The 26679-nt window shown below is 61.6% G+C and carries 24 protein-coding genes; 15 read left to right on the top strand and 9 right to left on the bottom strand.

Annotation, left to right across the window (positions count from 1 at the left end; all coding sequences use genetic code 11):
- Positions 1 to 28 precede the first annotated feature (28 nt).
- The 4 genes from K4O48_RS18840 to gcvP all read left to right on the top strand — a co-directional run bounded on the left by K4O48_RS18840 (position 29) and on the right by gcvP (position 6322).
- Complete coding sequence (locus K4O48_RS18840; protein ID WP_222909858.1) at positions 29 to 1645, top strand: iron ABC transporter permease; 1617 nt, start codon at positions 29 to 31, stop codon at positions 1643 to 1645.
- Between the two features lie 141 nt (positions 1646 to 1786).
- Positions 1787 to 2869 carry a glycine cleavage system aminomethyltransferase GcvT gene (gcvT, locus tag K4O48_RS18835; RefSeq protein ID WP_222909857.1) on the top strand — a complete coding sequence of 361 codons (1083 nt, stop codon included), beginning with the start codon at positions 1787 to 1789 and terminating at the stop codon, positions 2867 to 2869.
- 82 nt (positions 2870 to 2951) lie between these two features.
- On the top strand, positions 2952 to 3341 hold the full coding sequence (gcvH, locus tag K4O48_RS18830; protein WP_222909856.1) for a glycine cleavage system protein GcvH: 390 nt from the start codon (positions 2952 to 2954) through the stop codon (positions 3339 to 3341).
- Positions 3342 to 3445: 104 nt separating this feature from the next.
- Positions 3446 to 6322 (top strand): aminomethyl-transferring glycine dehydrogenase, encoded by a 2877-nt coding sequence (gene gcvP, locus K4O48_RS18825; protein ID WP_222909855.1) that lies wholly within the window; start codon positions 3446 to 3448, stop codon positions 6320 to 6322.
- A 59-nt stretch (positions 6323 to 6381) separates the two neighbouring features.
- Here the strand turns inward: gcvP and yihA are convergent, their stop codons facing one another.
- A complete protein-coding gene (gene yihA, locus K4O48_RS18820; protein WP_222909854.1) occupies positions 6382 to 7041 on the bottom strand; it encodes a ribosome biogenesis GTP-binding protein YihA/YsxC in 660 nt (219 codons plus the stop codon).
- Positions 7042 to 7304: 263 nt separating this feature from the next.
- Here yihA and K4O48_RS18815 point away from each other — a divergent pair, with 263 nt between their 5' ends.
- The 5 genes from K4O48_RS18815 to K4O48_RS18795 all read left to right on the top strand — a co-directional run bounded on the left by K4O48_RS18815 (position 7305) and on the right by K4O48_RS18795 (position 12368).
- The gene (locus K4O48_RS18815; protein WP_222909853.1) at positions 7305 to 7937 is read left to right on the top strand and encodes a c-type cytochrome; all 633 of its coding nucleotides are present in this window, start codon (positions 7305 to 7307) and stop codon (positions 7935 to 7937) included.
- A 183-nt stretch (positions 7938 to 8120) separates the two neighbouring features.
- On the top strand, positions 8121 to 8750 hold the full coding sequence (locus K4O48_RS18810) for a thiol:disulfide interchange protein DsbA/DsbL (RefSeq protein WP_222909852.1): 630 nt from the start codon (positions 8121 to 8123) through the stop codon (positions 8748 to 8750).
- Between the two features lie 6 nt (positions 8751 to 8756).
- Positions 8757 to 9626: an endonuclease/exonuclease/phosphatase family protein gene (locus K4O48_RS18805; RefSeq protein ID WP_222909851.1), complete on the top strand. Its 870-nt coding sequence runs from the start codon at positions 8757 to 8759 to the stop codon at positions 9624 to 9626.
- Positions 9623 to 11452: a GGDEF domain-containing protein gene (locus K4O48_RS18800; protein ID WP_222909850.1), complete on the top strand. Its 1830-nt coding sequence runs from the start codon at positions 9623 to 9625 to the stop codon at positions 11450 to 11452. Before K4O48_RS18805 ends, K4O48_RS18800 begins: the two co-directional genes overlap by 4 nt.
- Positions 11453 to 11591: 139 nt before the next feature.
- Positions 11592 to 12368 (top strand): N-acetylmuramoyl-L-alanine amidase, encoded by a 777-nt coding sequence (locus tag K4O48_RS18795; protein WP_222909849.1) that lies wholly within the window; start codon positions 11592 to 11594, stop codon positions 12366 to 12368.
- Positions 12369 to 12375: 7 nt separating this feature from the next.
- Here K4O48_RS18795 and K4O48_RS18790 read toward each other — a convergent pair whose 3' ends face one another.
- From K4O48_RS18790 to algB, 3 genes are read right to left on the bottom strand one after another with little or no spacing between them, the layout of a single operon-like run.
- Positions 12376 to 12783: a DUF1330 domain-containing protein gene (locus tag K4O48_RS18790; RefSeq protein ID WP_222909848.1), complete on the bottom strand. Its 408-nt coding sequence runs from the start codon at positions 12781 to 12783 to the stop codon at positions 12376 to 12378.
- Positions 12784 to 12817: 34 nt separating this feature from the next.
- A complete protein-coding gene (locus tag K4O48_RS18785) occupies positions 12818 to 14605 on the bottom strand; it encodes a KinB sensor domain-containing domain (RefSeq protein WP_222909847.1) in 1788 nt (595 codons plus the stop codon).
- Entirely contained in the window at positions 14602 to 15948 is a 1347-nt protein-coding gene (gene algB, locus K4O48_RS18780; protein ID WP_222909846.1) for a sigma-54-dependent response regulator transcription factor AlgB, read from the bottom strand. The genes K4O48_RS18785 and algB overlap by 4 nt, the downstream gene beginning before the upstream one ends.
- Before the next feature lie 311 nt (positions 15949 to 16259).
- Here algB and K4O48_RS18775 point away from each other — a divergent pair, with 311 nt between their 5' ends.
- The 4 genes from K4O48_RS18775 to K4O48_RS18760 all read left to right on the top strand — a co-directional run bounded on the left by K4O48_RS18775 (position 16260) and on the right by K4O48_RS18760 (position 19049).
- Complete coding sequence (locus tag K4O48_RS18775; RefSeq protein WP_222909845.1) at positions 16260 to 16691, top strand: PA2169 family four-helix-bundle protein; 432 nt, start codon at positions 16260 to 16262, stop codon at positions 16689 to 16691.
- Between the two features lie 182 nt (positions 16692 to 16873).
- Positions 16874 to 17110 carry a hypothetical protein gene (locus K4O48_RS18770; RefSeq protein ID WP_222909844.1) on the top strand — a complete coding sequence of 79 codons (237 nt, stop codon included), beginning with the start codon at positions 16874 to 16876 and terminating at the stop codon, positions 17108 to 17110.
- Positions 17111 to 17181: 71 nt separating this feature from the next.
- Positions 17182 to 17352, top strand: a complete 171-nt coding sequence (locus K4O48_RS18765; protein WP_003282841.1) for a DUF1328 domain-containing protein — start codon at positions 17182 to 17184, stop codon at positions 17350 to 17352.
- 467 nt (positions 17353 to 17819) lie between these two features.
- Positions 17820 to 19049 (top strand): nucleoside recognition domain-containing protein, encoded by a 1230-nt coding sequence (locus K4O48_RS18760; protein ID WP_222909843.1) that lies wholly within the window; start codon positions 17820 to 17822, stop codon positions 19047 to 19049.
- A gap of 57 nt (positions 19050 to 19106) precedes the next feature.
- Here the strand turns inward: K4O48_RS18760 and K4O48_RS18755 are convergent, their stop codons facing one another.
- From K4O48_RS18755 to K4O48_RS18735, 5 genes are all read right to left on the bottom strand, one after another.
- Positions 19107 to 20129, bottom strand: a complete 1023-nt coding sequence (locus K4O48_RS18755; protein WP_222912167.1) for an AbrB family transcriptional regulator — start codon at positions 20127 to 20129, stop codon at positions 19107 to 19109.
- Between the two features lies 1 nt (position 20130).
- Positions 20131 to 21645 carry a tripartite tricarboxylate transporter permease gene (locus K4O48_RS18750; RefSeq protein ID WP_222909842.1) on the bottom strand — a complete coding sequence of 505 codons (1515 nt, stop codon included), beginning with the start codon at positions 21643 to 21645 and terminating at the stop codon, positions 20131 to 20133.
- Between the two features lie 2 nt (positions 21646 to 21647).
- Positions 21648 to 22091 (bottom strand): tripartite tricarboxylate transporter TctB family protein, encoded by a 444-nt coding sequence (locus tag K4O48_RS18745; RefSeq protein ID WP_222912166.1) that lies wholly within the window; start codon positions 22089 to 22091, stop codon positions 21648 to 21650.
- 69 nt (positions 22092 to 22160) lie between these two features.
- Positions 22161 to 23135, bottom strand: a complete 975-nt coding sequence (locus tag K4O48_RS18740; RefSeq protein WP_222909841.1) for a Bug family tripartite tricarboxylate transporter substrate binding protein — start codon at positions 23133 to 23135, stop codon at positions 22161 to 22163.
- A 31-nt stretch (positions 23136 to 23166) separates the two neighbouring features.
- Entirely contained in the window at positions 23167 to 24429 is a 1263-nt protein-coding gene (locus K4O48_RS18735; protein ID WP_222909840.1) for an OprD family porin, read from the bottom strand.
- A 179-nt stretch (positions 24430 to 24608) separates the two neighbouring features.
- Between K4O48_RS18735 and K4O48_RS18730 the strand changes: the two genes are divergently transcribed.
- Both K4O48_RS18730 and K4O48_RS18725 read left to right on the top strand, forming a co-directional pair.
- Positions 24609 to 25280 carry a response regulator gene (locus tag K4O48_RS18730; RefSeq protein ID WP_222909839.1) on the top strand — a complete coding sequence of 224 codons (672 nt, stop codon included), beginning with the start codon at positions 24609 to 24611 and terminating at the stop codon, positions 25278 to 25280.
- On the top strand, positions 25273 to 26679 hold the full coding sequence (locus K4O48_RS18725) for a sensor histidine kinase (RefSeq protein ID WP_222909838.1): 1407 nt from the start codon (positions 25273 to 25275) through the stop codon (positions 26677 to 26679). Before K4O48_RS18730 ends, K4O48_RS18725 begins: the two co-directional genes overlap by 8 nt.

Raw genomic sequence — 26679 nt, 5'->3', positions numbered from 1 at the left:
CGTTGTCTTTTTTGCTTTCGAGGCCTGAGTGTCCCACCCCGTCGAGCGCCGCTGGTACCCCATCACATTTGCAGTCGCCGCGCTGGTGTTGCTGCCGCTGAGCGTTCTGTTGTTCAGCTGGAGTGATATCGACACCGGTATCTGGTCGCACCTCTGGCAAACCCAGATGCCGCGTTTGTTACGTAACACGTTGACGCTGGTATTAGGCGTCGGTACTGGGGTCATCGTGCTTGGGGTCAGCCTGGCGTGGCTGACTTCGCTGTGCGAATTCCCCGGGCGACGCTGGCTGGACTGGGCATTGATGCTGCCCTTTGCGATTCCCGCTTATGTGCTCGCATTCGTCTTTATTGGCCTGTTGGACTTTTCAGGCCCGGTGCAAACGCTGGCCCGCGAGTGGTTCGGCAGCGGGGTGCGTTTTCCCGGGGTGCGCTCCACCGGTGGGGTGATTGTCGTTTTGGTGCTGGTGTTTTACCCCTACGTATACCTGCTCGCCCGTTCGGCCTTTATCGCTCAGGGCAAGGGGTTGATGGAGGCGGCTCGAGTCCTTGGGCAGTCACCTTGGAAGGCTTTCTGGCGTGTCGCGCTACCCATGGCACGCCCTGCGATAGGCGCCGGTCTGGCGCTGGCGCTGATGGAGACGCTGGCTGATTTCGGCGCTGTCGCGGTATTCAATTTCGACACGTTCACAACCGCGATCTACAAGACCTGGTACGGCTTTTTCAGTCTGACCAGCGCGACTCAGCTCGCTAGCTTGCTGCTGTTGGCAGTGATGCTGGTGCTATACGGTGAGCGCCGCGCTCGTGGTGCTGCCAGGCCGGCTAACGATCGGGCGCGCTCCGCTGTGCTGTATCGCCTTCGCGGCTTTAAAGCCTTCGCTGCAAGCAGCTGGTGTGGCCTGGTGTTTCTCTGCGCCTTCGTCATTCCCGTGATGCAGCTGCTGGTCTGGCTCTGGCAGCGCGGGCGATTCGATTTTGACGAGCGCTACACCGGGCTCATTCTGCATACGCTTTATCTGGGGGGTCTGGCTGCCTTCATCACGGTTGGGGTTGCGTTGCTGCTCGCCTTTGCACGGCGTCAGGCGCCGGTACGCTCGGTAAAATCGGCGGTCGGATTGTCGAACCTGGGCTATGCGCTGCCAGGATCGGTGCTCGCGGTGTCGATCATGCTTGCATTCAGCTACCTTGATCGTGAGCTAGTCATACCGTTGTCCACATGGCTTGGCGGGGCCGGTAAGCCGATCCTGCTCGGGAGCCTGGGCGCGCTGTTGCTGGCCTATCTGATCCGCTTCATGGCGGTGGCATTTGGGCCGCTCGAAAGCGCGCTGGCGCGGATTCGCCCTTCGCTGCCGCAAGCGTCTCGCAGTCTCGGTGTTGGCGGGCCTGCGCTGTTCTTCCGGGTCTATCTGCCGCTCCTGGTGCCCGGCACGCTGAGCGCTGCCTTGTTGGTCTTCGTTGATGTTCTGAAAGAAATGCCGGCTACGCTGCTGATGCGGCCGTTTGGTTGGGACACGCTGTCGGTGAGGATCTTCGAAATGACAAGCGAGGGCGAGTGGGCACGCGCCGCGTTGCCGGCACTGACATTGGTGTTGGTCGGGCTGCTGCCGGTCATTCTGCTGATCCGCCGCTCGGCCCGGCGAGTCGGCTGACGGCTGTTCCATCGGCCTCGCCGTGACCTGCTACGACCTTGGGGCTACAATGCGCGCCATCCAAAAATCGTCGAGCCTTCTGTTCGACACCAATAGGCTTCACCCACGCCGCTTAGGCGACCTGCCCGGAAGGAGAAACCCATGGGTCAGCGTACTCCCCTCTACGATCAGCACCTCGCACTTGGCGCCAAGATGGTTGATTTCGGCGGCTGGGACATGCCGCTGCATTACGGCTCTCAGGTAGAAGAACATCATCAGGTGCGACGTGACTGTGGAGTATTCGACGTCTCCCACATGACGGTGGTAGACGTGGCGGGCGAAGACGCCAAGTCCTATCTGCAGCGCCTGCTGGCCAATGATGTGAACCGCCTCACCCAGGTTGGCAAAGCGCTCTATACGGCGATGCTCAACGAGCGTGGCGGCGTTGTGGATGATCTGATCGTATATCTCACGGACTGGGGCTATCGCCTGGTCGTTAATGCCAGTACACGTGACAAAGATCTGGCCTGGATGCAGGCTCGGACCGAAGGCTTCACTGTTGAGGTAACTGAACGCCCAGAGCTGGCCATGCTAGCCATCCAGGGGCCGCATGCTCGCGCCAAGACTGCCGAGCTGGTCGATCAGCCACGTGCCGCGATGATCCAGGAACTCAAACCCTTTCACGGTCGCGCCGTTGGCGATTGGTTTATTGGCCGCACTGGCTATACCGGCGAAGACGGTCTGGAGATCATCCTGCCGGCTGATCAGGCGCCCTACTTCCTCAGCGAGCTGGTCGGCGCCGGTATCTCACCGATCGGTCTGGGTGCGCGCGATACGCTGCGCCTGGAAGCGGGCTTGAACCTCTATGGGCAGGACATGACTGAGGACGTTTCCCCGCTGCAGGCCAATATGGGCTGGACCGTGGCGTGGGAACCGGCGGAGCGTGACTTCATCGGCCGTGCGGCGCTCGAAAACCAGAAGGTCCAAAGCGATCTGCCGAAGCTGGTGGGGCTTGTGCTCGAGGAGCGTGGAGTTTTGCGTGCTCACCAGACCGTCCGAGTGAACGGCGTCGGCGAAGGGGAGATCACCAGCGGCAGTTTTTCGCCTACGCTTGGCAAGGCCATCGCGCTTGCGCGGGTTCCGGCGGGTGCCGGTGACCGGGCTGAGGTGGAAATCCGCGGGAAGTGGTATCCCGTGCGCGTAGTGCAGCCGACTTTCGTGCGTCACGGCAAAGTACTGGTGTAGATTCGAGTCGACAGCATCTTAGCCGCGGGCGGCCAGGCCGGCATCGTGCCCGTAAACCGACAGCTTTTTTGAGGACACACAGATGAGCGACATTCCCAGCGATTTGCGTTACGCCGCCAGCCATGAGTGGGCTCGCCTGGAAACGGACGGCAGTGTGACCGTCGGTATCTCCGATCACGCCCAGGAAGCCTTGGGTGACGTGGTATATGTTGAGCTTCCTGAAGTGGGCCAGCAGCTCACCGCCGGGCAGCAGGCAGGCGTGGTGGAGTCAGTCAAGGCTGCTTCGGATATCTACGCACCCATCTCAGGGGAAGTGGTCGCGATTAACGAGCAGCTGACCGACTCCCCTGAGGTGGTCAACACCGAACCCTACGGCAGCTGGTTTTTCCGCCTTCAGCCGAATGATGCCGCGGAACTGGACAAGCTGCTCGACGCAGACGGCTACAAGGCCTCCTGCGACGCTGACGCCTAAGCGTTCCCCATCTTGAAGCCCCGTAATGCAGGTTGCGGAGAAAACGAGTCGCTCGTTTTCCCGTCTTGTTTTCCGGGGCTTTGTCATTTTTCGAGAGAGCAGTGATGTCACAGGTACCGCGCCTTTCCCAGCTTCAGCAGCCTGACGCTTTCTTGCGTCGTCACCTTGGTCCCGATGCGTCTGAGCAGCAAGCCATGCTCGACGCACTGGGGTTGTCCAGTCGCGCACAGCTGGTCGAGCAAACCGTGCCGCCGGCGATCCGCCTGCAAGGCGAGCTCGCGTTGCCGCCCGCGCTGGATGAACAGGACGCGCTGGCGCGGCTGCGCAGCTATGCCGAGCAGAACCAGCTCTGGACGAGCCTGATTGGGATGGGTTACCACGGCACCATCACGCCGCCGGTCATCCTGCGCAACGTGCTGGAAAATCCGGGTTGGTATACGGCGTACACGCCGTACCAACCAGAGATCGCCCAGGGGCGACTGGAAGCGTTGCTGAATTTCCAGCAACTGACCATCGACCTGACCGGCCTGGATCTGGCCAACGCCTCCTTGCTCGATGAGGCGACCGCGGCGGCAGAGGCCATGACCCTCGCGCGGCGCGTGGCCAAGAGCAAGAGCAACAGCTTCTTTGTTGATGAGAACTGCCATCCCCAAACCCTATCGGTCGTGCAGACCCGAGCCGAAGCCTTTGGCTTCGAACTGGTCGTGGGTGCGGTCGAGGATATCGCTTCACAGGATATTTTCGGCGCACTGCTGCAATACCCGGATACTCATGGCGAGATCCGCGACCTCCGTCCCGCGATCGAGGCGTTGCACGCCAAGCAGGCGTTGGCCTGCGTGGCGGCGGACCTGCTGAGTTTGCTGCTGCTGACGCCGCCTGGTGAGCTGGGGGCGGACGTGGTGCTCGGTTCGACACAGCGTTTCGGCGTGCCGATGGGCTACGGCGGCCCGCATGCGGCTTACTTTGCGACGCGCGATGCGTTCAAGCGGGCAATGCCGGGTCGCATCATCGGCGTCTCGAAAGATGCGCGTGGCAATACGGCGCTGCGCATGGCCCTGCAGACGCGCGAACAACATATTCGCCGTGAAAAGGCCAACTCCAACATCTGCACCGCGCAGGTACTGCTGGCTAACATCGCCAGCTGCTACGCGGTCTATCACGGGCCGGAGGGCCTCAAGCGTATTGCTCAGCGCACTCATCGTCTGACGTCTATCCTGGCCAGCGCGCTGGAGCAGCACGGCATCAAGCGCGTCAATCAGCATTTCTTCGATACCCTGACCCTTGAGGTGGGTGGCGCACAGACTGCTATCGTCGAAAGCGCCAAGGCCGCGCGGATCAACTTGCGCATCCTCGGTCGCGGCAAGTTGGGTGTCAGCCTTGATGAAACCTGCACCGAGCAGACCGTTGAACAGCTGCTCGCCGTATTCCTCGGCGCGGACCACGGGCTCGACATTGCGAAACTGGATGCCGGCGACATCGCCAGCGGTATCCCGGCCGTACTGCAACGCAGCAGTGGTTATCTGACGCATCCGGTGTTCAATACGCATCACAGCGAAACCGAGATGTTGCGTTACCTCAAACAGCTCGAGAACAAGGATCTGGCGCTGAACCAGGCGATGATCCCGCTTGGCTCCTGCACCATGAAGCTCAACGCCACCAGCGAGATGATTCCCATCACCTGGCCGGAGTTTGCCAACCTGCATCCGTTCGCACCGCAGGAGCAGGCGCAGGGTTATAAGCTGATGATCGACGAGCTGGAAGCGTGGCTCTGCGCGATTACCGGTTTCGATGCGATCTCGATGCAGCCGAACTCAGGCGCCCAGGGCGAATACGCCGGGCTGGTCGCGATTCGCAAATACCATGAGAGTCGTGGCGAACGTCAGCGTGATATCTGTCTGATCCCGTCGTCGGCGCATGGAACCAACCCTGCCTCAGCGCAGATGGTCAGCATGCGTGTGGTCATCGTTGAGTGCGACAAGGCGGGCAACGTCGATCTGGAAGACCTCAAAAGCAAAGCGATGGAGGCGGGCGACAAGCTGTCATGCCTGATGATCACCTATCCGTCGACTCACGGCGTGTATGAGGAAGGGATTCGCGAAATCTGCGAAGCGATTCATGCACAAGGCGGTCAGGTCTACATGGATGGTGCCAACCTCAACGCTCAGGTCGGTCTGGCGCGGCCGGCGGATATTGGCGCCGACGTCTCGCACATGAATCTGCACAAAACCTTCTGCATCCCGCACGGTGGTGGCGGTCCAGGCATGGGCCCAATCGGCATCAAAGCGCATCTGCAGCCCTTCGTCTCTAACCATCCTGTGATTGAGCTACAAGGTCCGAATCCAGAGAACGGCGCGGTCAGTGCGGCGCCCTGGGGCAGCGCGAGCATCCTCCCGATCAGTTGGATGTACATCGCCATGATGGGGCCGCAGCTGCGCGACGCTACAGAGGTCGCGATTCTCAGCGCGAACTACCTGGCGATGCGTCTGAGCGACGCCTTTCCGGTGCTCTACAGTGGCCGCAACGGGCGCGTGGCACATGAGTGCATCATCGATCTGCGACCGCTCAAGGCGCAGACTGGCATTACGGAAGAAGACGTCGCCAAGCGCCTGATCGACTACGGCTTCCACGCGCCGACCATGTCGTTTCCGGTGCCCGGTACGTTGATGATCGAGCCTACCGAAAGCGAATCGAAGGCGGAGCTTGACCGTTTCGTCGAGGCGATGTTGAGCATTCGTGCCGAGATCGCAAAGGTACAAGACGGTGGCTGGCCGGCAGAGGACAACCCGCTGGTGCGTGCGCCGCATACCCTAGCCGACGTGATAAACCCGTGGGATCGTCCCTACAGCATCGCTGAAGGGGTGACCCCAAGCGCTCATGCCCAGGCGCACAAGTATTGGCCGGCGGTGAATCGGGTCGATAACGTCTTCGGCGACCGCAACCTGTTCTGTGCATGCGTACCGATTGAGGATTATCGCGAATAACGGTTGATACACCCGCTCTGTGCGAGCTAGCCAGAGCGGGTGCGTTGCAGGTCGACGGGTCAGGCCTGCGATTGGTCGTCGTCGGTCTCGCCAGCCTCTTCGCCCACCATTCCAAGTAGCTGCGCCAGCACCAGTTGGGCTTCCTCGACACCCTGGCGCTTTGGTGCGGAGAACAGCTGGACGCTTACGCCATCTCCCCAGCCTTTACGGATGTCGCGCTGAATTGCCAGGAGCGCGTTTTTCGCAGCACCAAAGGCAAGCTTGTCTGACTTCGTCAACAGTATATGTAGCGGCATCTCGCTGGCGTTCGACCAGTCGAGCATCATGCGGTCGAACTCAGTGAGTGGATGGCGGATATCCATCATGAGGAAAACCCCGGCAAGGCTTTCGCGGCTGCTCAGGTAGGCTTCCAGGTGACGCTGCCAGTGCTGCTTCAGCGGAATCGGAACCTTCGCATAGCCGTAGCCAGGGAGATCGACCAAACGATGGTTATCGTCCAGGCGAAAGAAGTTGAGCAGCTGGGTGCGGCCGGGCGTCTTGGAGGTTCGCGCGAGACTGGCATGCGTCAGGGTATTCAGCGCACTGGACTTGCCCGCGTTCGATCGGCCGGCGAACGCGACTTCAAGGCCCTCGTCAGCCGGGCATTGGTCGACCTTGGCGGCGCTGGTCATGAAGGTGGCTTGCTGGCATAGGCCGAGGATCGGGTTCTTGGGTAGCATGGGGGTTCCGGTGAGTGCGCGGGGTGCGGCAATGGTTCATTTCCGTTTCAGTACCGCCAGTATATAATGCCGCAGATTTTGTGTGCGCTTTGGTCTAAAACGAGCTCGCCGAGTGGGCCTTATCAGCTGCGATAGAGCTTCCGGTAGCGCTTGTATAACACCGACCAGTAGCCGCCTTCTAACGAGCACTGCCGGGGCCCAAGCGGCCAGGCTGCCGAATAAGAGAATTCCTTTCAAACCCTTAGCCGTAGTTGGATGAGCTGATGAACAAAGTACTCGTGAGTCTGCTGTTGACCCTTGGCATCACCGGTATCGCCCAAGCGGCTGGAAATGCCGAAGCCGGTCAGGAAAAGGTTGCAGTCTGTGGCGCGTGCCACGGGGCCGATGGCAACAGTGCCGCACCAAACTTCCCTAAACTGGCAGGTCAAGGCGAGAGCTATCTGTTCAAGCAGTTACAGGACATCAAGGCCGGCAGCACCCCCGGAGCGCCGGAAGGCGTTGGGCGCAAGGTGCTGGAAATGACCGGCATGCTCGATCCCTACAGTGATCAAGACCTCGCCGATATCGCTGCATACTTTGCCAGCCAGAAGCTGACAGTGGGTATGGCAGATCCGGCACTGGTCTCGCAGGGCGAGAAGCTCTACCGCGGCGGCAAGCTGGATCTGGGCATGCCGTCCTGCACTGGCTGTCACGCGCCGAACGGTGTTGGTAACGATCTGGCGGGTTTCCCACAACTGGGTGGCCAACACGCCGCTTACACGGCTAAGCAGCTGACCGATTTCCGTGAAGGCAGCCGCACCAATGATGGCGATACGGCGATCATGCGCACCATCGCATCGAAGCTGAGCAACAAGGACATCGAAGCCCTGTCGAGCTACATTCAGGGCCTGCACTGACAGTATCGGCTATGGCCGTTTGAAAAGGCGTTCAGGTCACAAACCTGAACGCCTTTTTTGTTTTTGGCCTCGCTACAATGATTGTCAAGATATTGAAAAGCGGCAAAAAAGCGCTGGCGAGCAGGAATGATTTGCTGCAGCCTGTGACGCTATCGCTCAGCCGTTCAAGCCAAGGGAGTCACCATGCGTAAACTCGTTCTCAGCGCCGTTCTTGTCACCGCCAGCCTGTTCGGCTTGCCGGCTCATGCGGCGGATTTTCAGGCAGGCAAAGAGTATGTCGAACTGAAAACCCCGGTGCCGGTCGCCGAGCCGGACAAAATCGAAGTGGTCGAGTTGTTTTGGTACGGTTGCCCGCATTGCTACCAATTCGAGCCGATTATCAATCCCTGGGTCGAACAGCTTCCCGACGACGTCGACTTCAAGCGTATCCCTGCCATGTTCGGCGGCGTTTGGAATGTGCACGGCCAGATGTTCCTGGCGCTGGAGTCGATGAATGTCGAGCAGAAGGTGCATGACGCGGTATTCAACGCCTATCACCGCGACGGCAAGAAGCTCGAGACGCCCGAGAAGATGGCCGAGTTTCTCGGCGAACAGGGGGTCGATCAGGACGCCTTCCTCAAAGCGTACAATTCGTTCGGTGTGAAGAGTCGCGCCGAACAGGCCAAAAAACTGGCAATGGCCTACCAGATCACTGGCGTACCGGTCATGATCGTCAATGGCAAGTACCGTTTCGACATCGGCTCGGCGGGTGGCCCGGAGCGCGCCTTGGAAGTCGCCGACTTCCTCATCGAAAAAGAACGCGCAGCCCGGTAAGCGCTGATGTTGCGCCGTTGGAGTTCTCCGCGTTTGGCCGGTCCCGGGCAGGCGCGCGTCAATCCGCTCTGCCTGAACTCCAGCGGTCTTCCCTGCGATGGCCGTTTGCGGCTACTGAGTTTCAATATTCAGGTCGGTATCAGTACCGAGCGCTTCCACCATTACGTCACGCGCAGCTGGCAGCATCTGCTACCGCATCCGGGGCGTGCCGGAAATCTGCAACGCATTGGCGAACTGCTGGGTAATTACGATCTGGTCGCCCTGCAGGAAGCCGATGGCGGCAGCTTGCGCTCCGGCTACATCAACCAAGTGGAACATCTCGCCCAGCTTGGTTCCTTCCCTTATTGGTACCAGCAACTTAATCGCAATCTCGGCCGTTTTGCCCAGCACAGCAACGGTGTGTTGAGCCGTCTCGAACCCCAGGGTTTGGAGGATCATCCCCTTCCCGGCCCATCCGGCCGCGGGGCCATTCTGCTGCGTTTCGGCGAGGGCGAGGATGCGCTGGTGGTCGTCGTCATGCATCTGGCGCTTGGTGGCGGTGCAAGAACGCGCCAACTGGCCTACATTCGCGAGCTGATCGGAGACTACAAGCACCAGGTCCTGATGGGGGATATGAACACCCATGCGAGCGACCTGCTAGAGCATTCGCCGCTACGTGACCTCGGCTTGCTGGCTCCACAAATTCAGGCGACGTTCCCTAGCTGGCGCCCCCAGCGCTGCCTTGATCACATACTGTTGAGCCCCAGTCTGACGCTCGAGCGTGTCGATGTGTTGGCACAGGCTAGCTCGGATCATTTGCCGGTGGCCGTCGAGATTCGCCTGCCCAATTCTTTACATGGCGATTCGTTGCCGATCTCAGTGGACGCTGCGAGATGACCGACGAAGCGCAACGTTGGAAAGAAAAATACCTGCAGTCATTGGAGCAGCACGAAGCGCTCGAGAAGCGTTGGCAGGTACATCTTGACCTGCTGCGCCGCAGCCTCGTGCGCAGTAGCTACGCGGCGGACGGCACCGACCCCGCTGTGGAAACGTGCATGCGCGAGCTTCGCGACGCCCTGCGCGATGACGCGCTCGATGACCGTTTGGGCGCGCTCGTGCCGCGCCTCGAACGCGCAGTGCTCGATACCGAGAGGAGCAGGGCGACACGACTTGCGCAAATGACTCAGGCGCTGCACCGATTCGTGGCGCAGCTCCTGGAGTTGTCACTGCCGAGCGATATCCGTAAACCGCTGAAGAAGTTTGCCAAGCAGCTCGACGAGCGCGCCGCGCAGCCGCTTGAACTGCCAGGGCTGCTTGCTGAGTTAGGCGAGCTCCAAGACCGAGCGCTGGCCGTTCAGCTGGGTGGCAGCGGCAGCTCTGTAGGCCTTATTGGCAGGCTGTTCGGCCAGCGCGAACGTCTTGCAGAGCCGCCGACAACGGCTGGTGAGAACGCCGCTTCAACAGTGGAACCTGGGCCATTGGCCGCAACACCACCGGCCCGGCAAGCCGAGCGCACCGCCGACGCGGGAGAGCCGCTGGCCGATGAGGAATCGTCAACAATCAGCGCTGACGCAAACCCGTTGTTCACGCCCCATCACAGGGCGCCAGACGACCCCTCCGCTGCGATTACCGGCGAGGCGACGGACAGCCACTTGCTTCCGACTACTCCCGAGCAAGCCTACAGCGCCATCGCCGAGCGTGTGGAGGCGACGCTCTATCACCTGCTTGACGGTCTGCAATTACCGGAGCATCAACAGCCAAAAGTGTTGGCGCTTCGTGAGCGCATCGAGCAGGGGCTGAATTGGTATGAACTGGTGCCATTGCTGGATGACTTGGCGCAGCTGATGGTGGCGGCGGCTGATCAGGGCCAGCGCGAGTTCGAAAGTTACCTGAAGTTGCTCAATGACCGACTGGCGACTATGCACGAAAGCCTCTGCGCAACTCATCAGGGGCATGTGCAGAGCAAAGAAACAGCCCAGGCGCTGGACGAGGCGCTGCGCAACCAGTTCGATGGGCTGCAAACCAGCATGCTCGATGCGAAGGATTTGCCAAGTCTCAAGCAAGCCGTGCAAGTCCGAATCGACCGTCTGCTCGAGACCGTGGATTCGTACGAGCAACAGCGCAGCGTTCACGAACAGCAGGTTAGCGAGCGGCTGAGTACTCTGGTTGAGCGGGTGGCGAGCCTAGAGCAGTCTGCGACAGGCATGCGGGAACATCTTGAGGAACAGCGCCAGAAAGCCTTGCGCGATCCACTGACCGAGCTGCCCAATCGGGCGGGCTGGGATGAGCGGCTGGAGCTGGAGGTGGCGCGCCAGCAACGCTATGGCGGCCAGCTGCTTCTGGCGGTGCTCGATGTCGACCACTTCAAGCGTATCAATGACAGCTTCGGCCATCTGGCCGGCGACCGCGTGTTGAAGATCATCGCCAGCGAATTACGCAAGCGACTGCGCAAGACCGACTTCATTGCCCGTTTCGGTGGTGAGGAGTTCGCGCTGTTGCTTCCGGAAACCCCGCCTGAGGCAGGCTTGCTGGTGCTCGAAAGCCTGCGCTCCGGCATTCAGAACTGCCCGTTCCACTTCAAGGGTGCGCGAATCGAGGTCACGCTATCGGGCGGGCTTGCGAGCTTCGCCGAGACAGACCACGCCGAGCAAGTATTCGAGCGCGCCGACAAAGCGCTTTACCGCGCCAAAGGCGCCGGGCGCAATCGCATCGAAGCGGGCTGACCAGTCGCTCTGTGAGCCGCCGGGCCGCCTCGCTATAATCCCCGCCCTTCGCTTCGGCGCCATTCTCTCGGCGCTCTTGCGGGCCGTATGCCCGACTCATTCCAGTCTGTGTCATGCCGTTGTTGACCAGAGGTGCCGTATGAAAACGTTGATCCTAGCGGGTTTTCTTTTGTTGCTTGCCGGCTGCGCCAGCGGCCCGCGTATTGATACCAGCCACCACTCGCGCGGTCACGATAGTCGCGCACAGTTCATCGTGCTCCATTACACCTCGAGCGACCTGCAGCGGTCGCTCGAAATCCTCAAAGGTGACGGCGTCAGCAGCCACTATCTGATCGGCGAGTCGCCCGCGACCATTTACCGACTGGTGGACGAAGATCGCCGTGCATGGCATGCCGGTGAGAGTCAGTGGAACGGTCGAACCTGGCTCAACTCCAGCTCTATCGGTATCGAGCTGGTTAACCGGGGCTATATCGAGGACGAGCGTGGGCGGCTCTGGTATCCCTATTCGGAGCAGCAAATCGACGCGCTGATCGTCCTGCTCAAAGACATCATGCAACGCCACGGTTTAAAGCCTGGCGCAATAATCGGCCACAGCGATATCGCGCCGCAGCGCAAAGTTGACCCCGGTCCGCTGTTCCCCTGGAAGCGTCTGGCTGATGCGGGTCTGGTGCCTTGGCCGGATGCCGCCGTGGTCGAGCGTCAACGTCACCAGTTTGCAGAGCAGTTGCCGGACGTGGCCTGGTTCCAGGCGCAGCTCGTCAGCCAAGGCTACAAAGTGCCGGAGCACGGGCACCTGGATCTGGAAACCCGAAATGTTATCGCGGCCTTTCAGATGAAGTACCGCCCGACACGATTCGACGGTGAGCCGGATGCTGAGACCGCGGCAATTCTCGCCGCGCTTGCTGTGGAGTCCTGACGCGCAATCACGCGCGGGGAGTGCAGGCGATCAACCGCGAATCCGCCAGCGCAGCAGTGCGATGGACGGTTGCCGCTCGGTAATCTTCATCCGCGAGCATGGCCAAAAATGCTTCCGGCGTCGGGTATCGCACCAGCAACATTTCATCCCAGTGCTCCTGCTCCGGTGCGATCAGAGCGACCTGTGCATGGGCCGCTACCTGAACCTCTCCACCCGCCGCGCGGACTTTTTTCAGCGCGGTACGGCTATAGCGTGCATAGGCCTCCATTCCGCTGCAGGCCGTTTCCCCGCTGCCGGCGGGGTAAGCCGCCTCCTGATTGAACCGCAGCAGGTTGAGCATGAGGATCGGTTCGCCGGCTGGCATCCCTTCGGCGAAGCGCTTCAGTTGATCGGGGCTTGGGTTGAGGCTGGGCATGGAGGCTCCTTCTTCTTGTTCGGCCCCGCCTGGGTCATATAGGCAGAGCGATATAGAAGATGGTGCCGTGACCGATTCGTGAATGCACGCCGATACGGCCACCATGCAATTGGGCAATCTCCTTGCATAAGGCCAAGCCCAGTCCGGCGCCGCCTCGGCGACGTCCAATCTGCACAAAGGGCTCGAAGATTCTCGCTTGTTGGCTGTAGGGGATGCCTTCCCCGTTGTCCTCGACGCTGAGGATCACCCGCTCGCCATGGTGCCTGGCCAGCAGACGTATCTCGCCGCCGTCCGGCGTGTGTCGCAGGGCGTTGCTCATGAGGTTGTCGAGCACACGCTCCATTTGTTGCCGATCCAGCATCAAGCTGGGCAGCGGCGTTTGCAGCTCAAGCTTGATGTCCTTGCCGTTCTGCATGGCGGCAGGTTGGAAGCGCTGTCGCGCTTGCTCGAGAAGCTCGGCCGGGTCGCATGGCACGCGTTCAAGTTTCTGCTGACCGCTTTGATAGCGTGAGAAGTTCAGCAGGTCATTGATCAGCGTGACCAGGCGCTGCATTTCCTCATGCACCGTGCTGAACAGGTCAGCCTCGCGGCTGTTTTCGGGGTAATGCGTGCGCTCACGGAGCAGGCTGAACGCCATCTGCATGCCGGTCACCGGGGTGCGCAGTTCGTGCGAGGCGCGCAGGACGAATTCGTTGCGTACACGTTCGAACGTGCGCTGGTCCGTGACGTCATGAAGCACCATCACCGCACCGCTGATGCGTCCGTCGTGGTGGTTAACCGGGCTCATGCGCCACGACAGGAGCCGGCGCTCACCGTCGGCCTCTATCACCAGGTCTTCTGGAGGGCCAGATAGCGGTTTGTCGTCCAGCACCTGCTGTGCAGCTTCATCCAGTTCCGGATAGCCGAGGGCTTGGCCGAGCGTCGAGCCCAGATGCTCGGTTTCCCACGCCAGCTGGCGCTGAGCAACCGGGTTGGCATGTTCCAGCCGGCCTTGCCGGTCGACGATCAACAGGCCGTCGTCAATGCTGTCGAGCAGGGCCTGCAGGCGCTGCTGGCCGTCGACCAGCGCCTCGACATTGGTCTGTTTGAAGTCATGCAGCGCCTGCGCCATCAACCCAAAACGATGAATAAGCGACGAGAGCTCGGCGATAGGGGACGTCGGCAGCTTGATGTTGAAATCGCCCTGGCCGATCTGGTCGGCGACGCTGGACAGCTGCTCGATGGGGTCACCGAAGCGTCGAGCAAAGCTATGCGCGGTGACGAAGCCGATCAGCAACACGGCAATGCCGGTGAGGCCCAGCAGCCCGGCAAGCAGTTGTGCCCGTTCTCGGCTGCGAATCTCGGTGTCGCGGATCTGGTCGTACGCGCTCTGTTGCATGTCGACCATCAGCTCGCGCACCCGGTTGAAAGACTGGGTGAGGGCGTTGTCTTCCAGTAGCGTCCAGTTCCGGCTGGTCGGCGTTTCCAGCTCGTTGATAAAACGGGCGTAGGCGTCGCCGATGGCTTGGTAAGCCTGGCGGTCCTCTAACCGCGGCGCTTGGGAAATCCCCCGCGACAGCGCCGTCTGGAAGGTGTGTCGGGTTTGCGCAAGGGCAGCGCTGTCGCGTTCTTCACGCACGAGCTGGAGCAAGTGATTGCCCAGCGCCTGCCGCAGCTGCTGGTTGGCTTCAATGACGCCGAAGTTATCGCGGATCAGCGTTTCCTGGCTCTGGGCCATCTGCACTACGCTGACCAGTGCCAGCAAAAGCCCTAGCAGCGCAACCGTCATCAACGCCGAAAACCCTAAAAAAAGACGGGTTCTCAGCTTCATCTGAACTTTCATAGGCCGTATTGCTTGCGTTTTCGATAGAGCGTCGAGGCGTCGATGCCCAAGATTCGGGCGGCCTGATCAAGGGTATCGCTGGTGCTCAACACGCCAGAGATATGCGCTTTTTCCAGTTCTTCCAAGCTCAGCGACTCGCCGATACGCGGTGCGTTATTCACGCTTTGGTCGGCTAGCCCGAGATGGCTCACTTCGATCATCTCCTGCGGGCAGATAATGCTCGCTCGCTCGACAACGTTGCGCAGCTCGCGCACGTTGCCGGGCCAGCGGTAGGATCTCAGCGCGGCGATGGCGCTATTGCTGAAGCCGCGCGCTGGCCGGCCGTAACTCTTGACGAAGAACGCCAGGAAGCGCTCGGCGAGGGTGAGGACATCTTCCGGCCGCTCGCGCATCGGTGGCAGGTTCAGCGTGATGACATTCAGGCGATACAGCAGGTCTTCGCGAAAGCGGCCTTCACGCACCATTTCTTCAAGATTCAAGTTAGTCGCGGCCAGGATGCGCACATCGGCGCGGCGCGTGACCGGGTCGCCGACGCGCTCGTATTCCTTGTCCTGAATGAACCGCAGCAATTTGGGCTGCAGCGCCAGGGGGAAATCGCCAATTTCGTCGAGAAACAGCGTGCCACCGTCGGCCTGATTGACGCGTCCTAGCGTGCTTTCCGTCGCGCCGGTAAAGGCGCCGCGGTTGTGTCCGAACAACTCGCTTTCCATCAGATCCGCCGACAGCGACGGGCAGTTGATGGTAATGAAGGCTTTTTTCGCGCGACGGCTCCAGTTATGGATGGCTCGGGACAGTTCGCCCTTGCCGGTACCGGACTCGCCAAGGATAAGGATGTTGGCGTCGGTATCGGCGACCTGGCGGGCCGTCTCGAGGACATTCATCATCGCCGGGCTGTGGGATCCGAGTGCATCGCTGCGTTTCTGTACCTCGCCTTCAAGCGCTTCAAGGCGCGCGGCCATCTGGCGGACTTCAAGTTGTTTGGCGGCCGAAAGGCGAAGCTGTTCGGGGCTGCACGGCTTGACCAGATAGTCGGCGGCGCCGGCTTGCATCGCATCAACCGCCGTATCGACGGCCGAGTGTGCGGTGACGATGACCACGCGCATCCACGGGGCGAGTACACGCATCTGCTGCAGGACGTCGAGGCCGTTGTCTTCGCCCAGGCGCAGGTCAAGGAAGCACAGGTCGAATACCTGGCGCTGAAGAATCGCTTCAGCCTGCGACGCACTGGCCGCCGTTACGACCGTGTAGCCCCGATCCTCGAGGCAATAGCGGAAGGTGCGCAGGATCGCGGCCTCATCATCCACGAGGAGGATGCGGCCACCGGCGTCGGTCGTTTGGTCCATGAATGCTCCATCAGGCAAAGGCTGTGTTTGTCTGGCTGTTCGAACCGTAGACGTAGGAATAAGAGGCTCGAATATGCCGGCTAGGTGTTGGCGCCTGCATTAGTCTACGGAAAGTCTTGCAAGTTGCACGGTGTCCGAAGCCGTTTACTGCAGGCTGCAATCAATGCTCAGGCGAAACGGCAATACAAGTCCCTGATTATAAAGGTCTGCCGCGTTTTTAATCGCTGGCACGGGGCTTGCGGTCTTCGACGGAGCGCGCTCAACCGGCTTCGCCGGGGCCGCATCACACGGCATCCGTATCCGGAGGACACATGAACCAGAACATGACCCAACTCAACGAGCTGATCGAGATCACCCGCGACGGGCAGCACTTTTACCAGCATGCGGTCGAGGCGGTGAAGGACGTCGAGCTGCAGCATCTTTTCCGCGATATGGCGCAGGCCAAGACGCACATCATCCAGGCGTTGTCGGTCAAGGTGGCATCCAACCAGGAGCAACCGGCTCAGGGTGGCACCACCGCCGGCAAACTACGTGAAAGATACGCGGACGCCAAAGCCAAGCTCGGCGATAGCGATGCGGTGTATGTCGATCAACTGGACCAGACCGAAGAACGCATTCTCGCGGCCTTTGAGGATGCGCTGAAGACGGCGGAACCGGACGTCAAGGCGCTGCTGGCTATCGAACTGCCGAAAATTCGTGCCTGCCACGAGCGAATTCACACCCTTAATCACAAGAAGGATTAGTCCGTCGTGCAATTCGCCCGGCGCCGACTGCGGGCATCGTGCAATATAAGTTGACGGGCTACAGTTTGGATTATGTAAGTCGTTGAAAGTTATGAATAAAACTAGTTAACGAAGCCTGGCATGAGGTCTGCAATATAACTCGCAAAGATAGACATGCACCGCATGCTTAGAAGGAGTTGAGGATGAATCGTCAAGCACGCTTCTCACTGGTTAGCAAAGGTTTCCTTACCGCTGCAGTGGTAACCCTGATCGTTGGCGCCGAGCAACCGATGTCGCAACCGCTCAGCCAGGAGCAACACGAGTCAGCGGAACGAATCCGTATGTATGACGCTCAACCAGTAGGGATTGTGCAAGCCGGTCCTGCGCCGAAGACGATTGATTACAAGCAGGTGCGGTCGGAACAGCGCTGGGTTTTCTAAGTTGTAGGTCCGCGAGCTGATGCATTTATCGGTCCCGCAGAAGATGTCTTGAACCGAAGAGGAGTTACACCATGCTGAGTTGGGCTATTACATTCCTGATCATCGCCATCATCGCTGCGGTACTGGGCTTCGGTGGTATCGCCGGCACTGCAACAGGTATCGCCAAGATCCTGTTTGTGGTCTTCCTGGTCCTGTTTGTCGCTTCGCTGATTTTCGGTCGAGGTCGTGGACCGCGCGTTTAACGCAGTAACGCCGCCCGCAAGGGCGGCTGCAATACCCTGGAGGCAGCACTGGCGGGATGCCGTTATTTATCGCTTTCGCAGCACACTGCGAGAGCAAGCAGACTGGGTGTGCCGGTTAGTCGGCCACCGACAGCCCGCATAGCGGGGGAACCAGGGGGTCGGGACGTTCTGTTCCTTGGAGCGACCTAGGGGTACAGGGGGTACCTCCATATATGGACTGGGTTCTGCAAACGGCAACCGAAGGTGGGCATCCACCTTCGGCTTGCGATCTCTTCAACGCCGTCTGATCCCGTCCTGGGTTCTCGGGCCGCGTTGAGCAAGGCCGGCTCCGGCCAACGCCTTCAACCATTTGTCTATTGATAGCCGGAACACGCCCCGCACTTTTCCGATGCGATGACCCGTCCTGTGCGTGGCCGTTCTCCTGCTGCACCGCTATCATCGCGCGCAGTCACTCGGTGGAGAACCCCATGCTCAACGGCCTCTGGCTCGGATTTTTTCTGATCGCTGCGGTTGCCGCGCTTGGGCGCTGGCTGCTGGGCGGCGATCCGGCCGTCTTTGCCGCGCTGGTGGAAAGCCTGTTCGCCATGGCCAAGTTGGCCGTCGAGATCATGATTGTGTTATTCGGCACGCTGACGCTCTGGCTCGGCTTTCTGCGCATTGCCGAGAAGGCCGGTTTGATCCAACTGCTGGCGCGCGTGTTGGGGCCTTTATTCAGCCGACTGATGCCGGAAGTACCGGCCGGGCACCCCGCGCTGGGGCTGATCACACTCAACTTTGCCGCCAACGGATTGGGTCTCGACAATGCCGCCACGCCCATCGGGCTACGGGCCATGCGAGCGCTGCAAGAGCTTAATCCCAGCAAGACCGTCGCCAGCAACGCGCAGATCCTGTTTCTGGTGCTCAACACCTCGTCGCTCACCTTATTGCCCGTGTCGATCTTCATGTACCGCGTGCAGCAGGGCGCTGAAGATCCGACGCTCGTGTTTCTACCAATTCTGCTGGCAACCACTGCATCGTCCCTGGCAGGGCTGCTGGCGGTTGCGCTGGTGCAACGGCTGCGCATCTGGGATCCGGTGGTGCTGGCCTATCTCATTCCCGGCGCGCTCATGCTAGGTGGCTTCATGGCACTGTTGGCGGGGCTTTCGGCCACCGCCTTGTCATCGCTGTCCTCGTTGCTCGGTAACCTGACACTGTTCGGCCTGATCATCGCGTTCCTCGTTGTCGGTGCGCTGCGCAAGGTACCGGTCTATGAAAGCTTCGTCGAAGGTGCGCAGGAAGGGTTCGATGTCGCCAAAAGCCTGCTGCCTTATCTGATCGCCATGCTCTGCGCGATAGGCGTCTTTCGCGCATCCGGTGCGCTGGATTTCGGCCTGGATGGCATTCGCTGGCTGGTCGAAGCGCTGGGCTGGGATACCCGGTTTGTAGACGCCCTGCCAACCGCACTGGTCAAGCCGTTCTCCGGAAGCGCCGCCCGCGCGATGTTGATTGAAACCATGCAGAGCCAGGGGGTCGACAGTTTCCCTGCGTTGGTCGCCGCTACGGTGCAGGGCAGCACCGAGACGACTTTCTATGTGCTCGCGGTTTATTTCGGTGCGGTGGGCATTCAGCGGGCGCGGCACGCAGTGGGATGCGCGTTGGCCGCAGACTTCGCCGGTATCGTAGCGGCCATTCTGGTCTGCTACTGGTTCTTCGGTTGACGCGAAGCCGCTCCACCTGTGCCGTTGTCCGATAAAAAGAACCCGCCAAGCGGCGGGTTAAAGCGTGGCTCGTTGCCAGAACCGGAACAGCGGTTCGGCGAGAAACATCACCAGGAACAATCGCAACACCTGCAGCGCCGTGACCAGCGCGACGGACAGCTGCAATGCTTCGGCCGTCAGGCACAGTTCTGTTATGCCGCCCGGCATCATTCCCAACATCAGCGACGTCTGGTTCAGCGTGGCGGCCCAGCCCAGCATTTCGGCCAAGCCTGCCGCGGCAAGCATAGCCAGCAGCGTGAACAGCAGGATGCGCAGCATGAACCTCGGGGCGCTGCGAAAGAACGGCCGATCGAAGTGACAGCCCAGCGAGCAGCCGATCAGCCACTGGCCAAACTGGCCGATTCCTTCGGGCATGCCCAGATGCAGATCGAAGGCAGCGCTGGCAACGGCACACACCGTAAGCGGCCCCAGCATCCAGGGGTTGGGCTGATTACACTTCTTCCACAGCAGCGCCAGCAGACCGCCCGCCGGCAACAGCACAGCCAGCCAGGGCCAGCTGACCGGCGCCGGTGGCGGGGCATCCACCGGCGGGAGGCTCCAAGTAAACAGTGCGGGGATGATCAGCACCACCAGCAGCAAACGCATGCTGTGGGCGGCTGCCACCATCGCCGGCTGTGCGTCGTGGCGACCGGCCAGGTTGACCATCTCGCTGGCGCCGCCCGGCATGCTGGAAAAGAACGCTGTAGCCCGGTCCGTGCCGCTGCGCAGGAGAATGAAGATGCCGATCAGGCTCAGCAGCAGCGTGCCGAGCGCGCCGGCGAGAATCACGCCGAAATGCTCAAGCACGTGCTGCAAGACTTCACTGGTGAAGTGCAGACCGATGGCGCTGGCGATCAACCATTGCCCGACCTGCCGGCCATGAGGGACTTCGTTTACCAACCAGCCACTGCAGCGCACTGCAATGACCGCCAGCAGCGAACCTACCATCCAGGGCAGCGGCCAGTCGGCCAGGCTGGCCAGCCAGCCACCGAAGGCGCCGACAATGGGCGTCGCCCACCATCCCGGAAGTCGGTGCAGCATCTCAGGCATGCGCCTCGTTCAGCTTGGCGCGGCGACGCTGGCGCCACCAGCGCAGGCCGGGCATCGCCAGCATCAGTGCTGCCATGGCCCAGAGCACCAGGGTGATTGGGCTGCCCCAGAGAATGCCCAGATCGCCTGCGGAAATCGACAGCGCGCGACGCAGGTTGTCTTCCATCATCTCGCCAAGCACGAAGCCGAGAATCAGCGACGACAGCGGAAACTCCAGCTTACGCAGCAGGTAGCCGAACACGCCCAGGCCAACCATCAGCACCAGGTCGAAAGTGGTGCTGTGCACGGAGTAGACACCGACCACGCTGATCGCGGTGATCGCCGGAACCAGCACCCAGTTGGGCACGCTGAGCATCTTGGAGAACAGGCCGACCAGCGGGATGTTCATCACCAACAGGATGACGTTGCCGATGAACAGCGAGGCGATCAGGCCCCAGACCACGTCAGGCTGTTGCTCGAACAGCAGCGGACCGGGCGTGATGTTGTACAAGGTCAGTGCGCCGATCATCACCGCCGTGGTGCCTGATCCCGGTACGCCGAGGGTCAGCATCGGGATCAGCGAGCCGCAAGCCGAGGCGTTGTTGGCAGCTTCCGGCGCGGCCAGGCCCCGCAGGTCGCCTTCGCCAAACTTGCCGTTGTCGCCAGCCATGCGCTTTTCGCTCATATAAGTCATGGCGCTGGCAATGGTCGCGCCGGCGCCGGGCAGGGTGCCGATGACGAAGCCGGCCAGAGCGCTGCGCACCATGGTCCAGAAGGTGAAGCAGAACTCCTTGAAGTTGAACAGCAGACGTCCGCTGGCCTTGACCGCCTTCTGACCGCTATGGGTCTTTTCGAGCATCAGCAAAACTTCGCTGACGCTGAAGAAGCCGATCACCACGATCACGAACTGGATGCCGTCCGACAGGCTCACGCTGCCAAAGGTGAAGCGGTAGACGCCGGTGGTGGAGTCCACGCCAACCGTCGCCAGACCCAGGCCGATCAATGCCGCCATCAGGGTTTTCACCGGCTTGTCGCCCACCATGCCGCCCAGACAGGCGATGGCGAAAATCATCAGCACGAAGTATTCCGCCGGGCCGAAGGCCACTGCCCACTTCGCCAGCAGCGGGGCAAACAGCACGACCCCACAGGTAGCGATGATGCTGCCCATGAAAGAGCTGACTGCCGAGAGCGACAGCGCGATGCCCGCCTTGCCCTGGCGTGCCAGTGGGTAGCCGTCAATCGTGGTCATGACTGCAGCGGCGTCGCCGGGCACGTTGAGCAGGATCGCCGAGATACGGCCGCCGTATTCGCAGCCCAGATAGACCGCCGCCAGGAGGATCAGCGCGGTCTCCGGCGGTAAGCCCAGGGCAAACGCCAGCGGCAGCAGCAGAGCCACGCCGTTGATCGGGCCGAGACCCGGCAGCAGGCCGACAATGGTGCCGACGAATGCGCCGAATAGCGCCACCAGCAGGTTGGTCGGTCGCGTCGCGACATCGAAGCCCTGCCACAAGAAATTCAAGGTTTCCATTTTCAGCTCTCCAGCAAGCGCAGCACACCGAGCGGCAGCGGCACGTCAAGCGACAGGTCGAACAAGCCGTAGAGCAGCACGCCCATCAGCACACCACTGATCAGGCAGGGCCACAGGCGTCCGTTGAACAGCAGGCCCAACGCGAAGGTGGCCAGCGCCGTGGTGATGACGAAGCCAAGCTTCTCGAACAGCAGGGCGTACGCCAGCAGGACCAACACGCAGAGGGCGGCCCGGCGGGCCATCGCCCAATTGAACGGTGGCGTCGGCTCGCCGTGTGGTTTGCAGAGCAGCCAGAGCGAGCCGCAAGCCATCAGGAACAGCAGCAGTAGCGGGTAGGCGCGCGGACCGACCGGGTCGTAGGCGAAGGGTGCCTCGAAACCCCAGGCAAGCAGCGCGAGACCGGCGCAGGCAAGTAGCCAGGCCGCGGCAAAGACACGAACGTACATGGTGGTGACCTCGGGAGAAGCCAACCGCGGCCTCCGGTCCGCTGGACCGGCCGCCGCGGGCAGCGGGTGTTACTTGACCAGACCGAACTCGCCGGCGAGTTCTTTGTAGTCGGCGACCTGCTTGTTGACGAAAGCGGTGAGCTCATCGCCAGTCATCGACAGCGGGAACAGGTCACGTTGTTCGCGAAGCGTGGCGAAATCCTCGTCAGCCAACAGCGCATCGAACTGCGTTTTCCACCAGTTGAAGTCTTCATCGCTGACTTCCGGGCCCATGTAGAAGCCGCGGATCACCGGCCAGCTGATGTCGTAGCCCTGTTCCTTGGCAGTCGGCAGCTCCGAGAGTTTGCCCGGCAGGCGATCATCGGACAGCACCGCGAGCACGCGAATCTTGCCGGCCTCAAGCTGCGGCGCGACTTCACCCAGTCCGCTGCTGGTGACCTGGACATGGCCGCCGAGCATGGCGGTGAGGGTTTCGCCGCCGCCTTCGAACGCGACGTAGCGCAGCTTCTTCGGATCGACACCCGCGGCGCGGGCAATCAGCGCGGTTTGCATCCAGTCCTGGCCGCCGATGGTCGCGCCGGCACCGAACACCACGCTGCTGGGGTCTTTCTTGACGGCGGCGATCAGGTCGTCGAGGTCCTGGTAGGGCGCATCCGCGCGGACCGAAATGGCGCCATAGTCGGTGCCTATGCCGGCCAGCCAGCGCACGTCAGTCTCGTCATAACGCCCGAACTTGCCTTGCGCGAGGTTCAGCAGCGAGCCGCTGGAGAACGCAGTAATGGTGGCCGGGTCCGCGGCGCGCTGAGCAATCACGGCGTTATACGCCACCGCGCCAACCCCTCCGGGCATGTAGGTGACGCGCATCGGCGCCTCCATCAGCCCTTCGTCTTTCAGGCCGCTCTGGGCCAGCTTGCAGGTGAGGTCGAAGCCGCCGCCGGGCTTGGCCGGGGCGATGCATTCAGGCCGCTTCGGCTCGGCGAACAGCTGGCTGGACAGGACCAGGCAGGACGAGAGCAGGGCGATACGACGGATTGCTGTTTTCATGGGTGTCTCCTGTGATTCTTATTGTGGACGTTTACCAGATCGGCAGGCTGTAGCTGACGATCAGGCGGTTTTCGTCGGCGTCGCGGGCGAAATCGGAACGGAACATGGCGTTGCGCATACGCACGGCCACGTTCTTCAACGGGCCTGTTTGCACGACGTATTTGAGCTCGATGTCGCGCTCCCACTCGCTGCCGCTGTTGCCGCCGTTGTACTCAGCGTTATCGCCGGAGACGTAGCGGGTCAGGAAAGTCAGCCCAGGGACGCCAATCGAGGCGAAGTTGTAGTCGTAACGGGCCTGCCAGGAGCGCTCGTCGGCGTTGGCGAAGTCGTTGATCTGGACGAAGTTGACGAGGTAAGGATCGCCGCCATCGATGTAGGCGTAGCCGGTGTCGCCGTTCATCTGCTGATAGGCGAGGCTGAGCTTATGGCCGCCGAGGCTGTAACCGACCATGCCGTTCCAGGCCTGGTTGTCGATCTTGCCGGCGTTGGCCGCGCCGGTGTCGTCACTGATCATCAGGCGCAGGTCGGCGGTCAGTGAGGAGTTCTCACCCAGCGGCTGCACGGCCTGCAGGTTGAAGAAGTGCTGACGGTAGATGTCGTCGAGTTCGGCGGCGTAATAGGTGCCGGTAAAGCGCTCCGTGAAGTCGTACCGGGCACCGGCGAAGGTCAGATGGTCGGCTTCGGCGGCGCTGTCGAAACGACCGTTCTTGTTATTGATCTGCAGTTCCTGCGAGTTGGTCGAGGCACGGTCGATGACCTTGTCCAGGCGGCCACCGGTCAGGGTCAGCCCCGTCACGTCCTGAGAGATCAACATGGCACCTTCGAAGACCTGCGGCAGCGTACGGCTGTCGCTGGCTTTCACCACCGGTGTTTCTGGAATGTGGCTGCCGTAACGCAGCTCGGTTTCAGCGAATTTGGCCTTGGCGGTCAACCCAAGGCGACTGAACTCGTCCGGCGTGCTGCCATCGTCGCGCACTGGGAGCAGGTCGGTACCGGTGCGGCCGCCGCCGGAGTCGAGCTTGATGCCAAGCATGCCCATGGCATCGAGGCCGAAGCCGACGGTGCCTTCGGTGAAGCCCGATTCGATGTCGAGCAGAAAGCCCTGTGACCATTCCTCGCGCTTGGACTGGCCGCTGCCTTCGCGGAAATCGCGATTGAGGTAAATGTTCTGGGTTTGCAGGGTCGCGCTGCTGTCTTCGATGAAGGCAGCCTGAGCCACTGGCGCCAGGGAGGCGGCCGCGACGGCGAGGGCAAGACGAGCAGGGGCGGGGTTGGTTCTGACGGCAGTCAGCATCCTTGATTCTCCACTATTGTTTTTGTTGTGGCGGCGTTGAGCCGCGTCAGGTGGATCGAGCCACCTGATCCCGATCCTAGGCGGCGAAACTTTCGCCAGGCTTTCAAGGGTGAAAGCAGCGGGCGGCCTGCCGTATCGCTACACTGGCGCCCCGTTCCGTGTGTGGCAGAGGACAGGCGATGCGGATACTTCTGGTCGAGGACCATCCCCAGCTGGCTGAAAGCGTGGCGCAGGCATTGCGTGCGGCGGGCTGGACAGTGGACCTGCTCATCGACGGCGTCGCGGCTGATTTGGCGTTGTCGACCGAGGACTACGCACTGGCAATCCTCGATGTCGGGCTGCCCAGGCTTGACGGCTTTCAGGTGCTCTCGCGCCTGCGTGAGCGCGGCAAAACCCTGCCGGTATTGATGTTGACCGCGCGTGGAGAAGTCACTGATCGGGTACACGGGCTCAATCTGGGCGCCGATGATTACCTGGCCAAGCCGTTCGAACTCTCCGAGCTGGAGGCGCGGGTCAAGGCGCTGTTGCGGCGCAGCGTGGCGGCCGGCGAGCGCCAACAGAGCTGCGGCCCGCTGGTCTATGACCTCGATGCGCGGCGCTTTACCCTCAATCAGCAGGCGCTCACTCTGACTTCACGCGAGCAGGCTGTGCTCGAAGCGCTGATCACGCGGCCCGGGCGGGTGATGAGCAAAGACCAGCTGGCCGCTCAGGTATTTGGCCTGGATGAGGATGCCAGCGCTGACGCCATCGAGATCTACATTCATCGTCTGCGCAAAAAACTCGAAGGCAGTGCCGTGCGTATCGTGACGTTCCGAGGGCTGGGCTATCTATTGGAGAGCCTGGATGCCTGAAACGGTGGCGCCACGTGCCGGGAGCCTGCGCGGCGGCCTGTTGCGCCGGCTGGCGGTGCTGTTGGCGCTGCTGTTGCTGTTCAGCGGATGGAGTGCTTACTGGAACGGGCGCGCAGCGGCCGACTCGGCGTATGACCGCACATTATTGGCGTCTGCCCGGGCCATCGCGGACGGCCTGGTTGCCAATGACGGGCAGCTGCGCGCCAACGTGCCCTACGTGGCGCTGGATACCTTCGCCTACGACAGCGCTGGGCGGATCTACTATCAGGTGCTCGATATAGAAGGACGGCTGGTCAGCGGTTATGAGGACCTGCCGGCGCCGGGCGCTGATATCCGACGCACCGATGACTACCCCGCGCTGGCGCGCTTTTACGATGGCGAGTTCAAAGGTGAGGGCGTGCGGCTGGTCAGCCTGCTGCAGCCCGTCAGCGAACCGGAGCTCAACGGTATCGCTGAAATCCGTGTCGCTGAAACACTCGGCGCGCGTGAACGGATGGCGCGCAGCCTGTTGACGGACACCTTATGGCGAGTCGGTGCGCTGGCGGTTACCGCGTTGCTGCTTGTCTGGCTTGCGGTGAGCGCGGCCCTGCGCCCGCTGGGCAAGCTCAGCGAGGCGGTCGAGTTGCGCCAGCCGGACGATCTACGGCCGCTACCGCTGGTCACCGTGCAGCGCGAGCTCAAGCCACTAGTGGCCGCGCTCAATCACTTCACCGAGCGCTTGCGCGGGCAGTTCGAACGGCAGGCGCAATTCATCGCCGATGCCGCCCACGAGTTGCGCACGCCGCTGGCGGCGCTCAAGGCGCGGATCGAGCTGGGCTTGCGAGAGCAGCAACCGCAGCGGTGGCAGGCAACCCTTGAGGAAGCAGAGGCGCACACCGACCGTGTCATCCACCTCGCCAACCAGCTGCTGTCGCTGGCGCGTATCGAAAGTGGCGCCCAATCGATCGCCGAAGGCGGCGCACAGCGTCTCGATCTCAGCCAGCTGGCGCGGGAGCTTGGGCTGGCGATGGCAGCGCTGGCGCACAAGCGGGGCGTGGCGCTGGCGCTGGAAGCGGACGAGGCGGTGTGGATCGACGGCGAACCGACGCTGCTTAGCGAGCTGTTGAGCAACCTTATCGACAACGCCCTGGCGCACACACCGAATGGCGGCAACGTGGTGCTGCGCGTGAAGCATGGGGGCGTTCTGGAAGTCGAGGATGACGGGCCGGGCATCGCACCGGAGGAGCGCGAAAAGGTGTTCGCCCGGTTCTACCGTGTGCAGCAGCAAGGGCAGGGTGCAGGGCTCGGCCTGGCAATCGTCGGTGAAATCAGCCGCGCCCATCGCGCCAGCATCGAATTGGGGCAGGGCGCGCTGGGCGGACTGCGTGTCAGGGTGCGTTTTCCACCCGGTATCGGCTGA

The sequence above is a fragment of the Pseudomonas sp. DNDY-54 genome (assembly GCF_019880365.1).
Lineage (GTDB): Bacteria > Pseudomonadota > Gammaproteobacteria > Pseudomonadales > Pseudomonadaceae > Stutzerimonas > Stutzerimonas stutzeri_P.
The sequence above is the reverse complement of the archived record's forward strand: the minus strand, read 5'-3'. Positions and strand labels throughout refer to the sequence as shown.

Bases quoted from the DNA above. Each gene is read 5' to 3' on its own strand.
- gcvT (WP_222909857.1), top strand. From the start codon at position 1,787: ATGGGTCAGCGTACTCCCCTCTACGATCAGCACCTCGCACTTGGCGCC.
- gcvH (WP_222909856.1), top strand. From the start codon at position 2,952: ATGAGCGACATTCCCAGCGATTTGCGTTACGCCGCCAGCCATGAGTGG.
- gcvP (WP_222909855.1), top strand. From the start codon at position 3,446: ATGTCACAGGTACCGCGCCTTTCCCAGCTTCAGCAGCCTGACGCTTTC.
- yihA (WP_222909854.1), bottom strand. From the start codon at position 7,041: ATGCTACCCAAGAACCCGATCCTCGGCCTATGCCAGCAAGCCACCTTC.
- K4O48_RS18815 (WP_222909853.1), top strand. From the start codon at position 7,305: ATGAACAAAGTACTCGTGAGTCTGCTGTTGACCCTTGGCATCACCGGT.
- K4O48_RS18810 (WP_222909852.1), top strand. From the start codon at position 8,121: ATGCGTAAACTCGTTCTCAGCGCCGTTCTTGTCACCGCCAGCCTGTTC.
- K4O48_RS18805 (WP_222909851.1), top strand. From the start codon at position 8,757: ATGTTGCGCCGTTGGAGTTCTCCGCGTTTGGCCGGTCCCGGGCAGGCG.
- K4O48_RS18800 (WP_222909850.1), top strand. From the start codon at position 9,623: ATGACCGACGAAGCGCAACGTTGGAAAGAAAAATACCTGCAGTCATTG.
- K4O48_RS18795 (WP_222909849.1), top strand. From the start codon at position 11,592: ATGAAAACGTTGATCCTAGCGGGTTTTCTTTTGTTGCTTGCCGGCTGC.
- K4O48_RS18790 (WP_222909848.1), bottom strand. From the start codon at position 12,783: ATGCCCAGCCTCAACCCAAGCCCCGATCAACTGAAGCGCTTCGCCGAA.
- K4O48_RS18785 (WP_222909847.1), bottom strand. From the start codon at position 14,605: ATGAAAGTTCAGATGAAGCTGAGAACCCGTCTTTTTTTAGGGTTTTCG.
- algB (WP_222909846.1), bottom strand. From the start codon at position 15,948: ATGGACCAAACGACCGACGCCGGTGGCCGCATCCTCCTCGTGGATGAT.
- K4O48_RS18775 (WP_222909845.1), top strand. From the start codon at position 16,260: ATGAACCAGAACATGACCCAACTCAACGAGCTGATCGAGATCACCCGC.
- K4O48_RS18770 (WP_222909844.1), top strand. From the start codon at position 16,874: ATGAATCGTCAAGCACGCTTCTCACTGGTTAGCAAAGGTTTCCTTACC.
- K4O48_RS18765 (WP_003282841.1), top strand. From the start codon at position 17,182: ATGCTGAGTTGGGCTATTACATTCCTGATCATCGCCATCATCGCTGCG.
- K4O48_RS18760 (WP_222909843.1), top strand. From the start codon at position 17,820: ATGCTCAACGGCCTCTGGCTCGGATTTTTTCTGATCGCTGCGGTTGCC.
- K4O48_RS18755 (WP_222912167.1), bottom strand. From the start codon at position 20,129: ATGCTGCACCGACTTCCGGGATGGTGGGCGACGCCCATTGTCGGCGCC.
- K4O48_RS18750 (WP_222909842.1), bottom strand. From the start codon at position 21,645: ATGGAAACCTTGAATTTCTTGTGGCAGGGCTTCGATGTCGCGACGCGA.
- K4O48_RS18745 (WP_222912166.1), bottom strand. From the start codon at position 22,091: ATGTACGTTCGTGTCTTTGCCGCGGCCTGGCTACTTGCCTGCGCCGGT.
- K4O48_RS18740 (WP_222909841.1), bottom strand. From the start codon at position 23,135: ATGAAAACAGCAATCCGTCGTATCGCCCTGCTCTCGTCCTGCCTGGTC.
- K4O48_RS18735 (WP_222909840.1), bottom strand. From the start codon at position 24,429: ATGCTGACTGCCGTCAGAACCAACCCCGCCCCTGCTCGTCTTGCCCTC.
- K4O48_RS18730 (WP_222909839.1), top strand. From the start codon at position 24,609: ATGCGGATACTTCTGGTCGAGGACCATCCCCAGCTGGCTGAAAGCGTG.
- K4O48_RS18725 (WP_222909838.1), top strand. From the start codon at position 25,273: ATGCCTGAAACGGTGGCGCCACGTGCCGGGAGCCTGCGCGGCGGCCTG.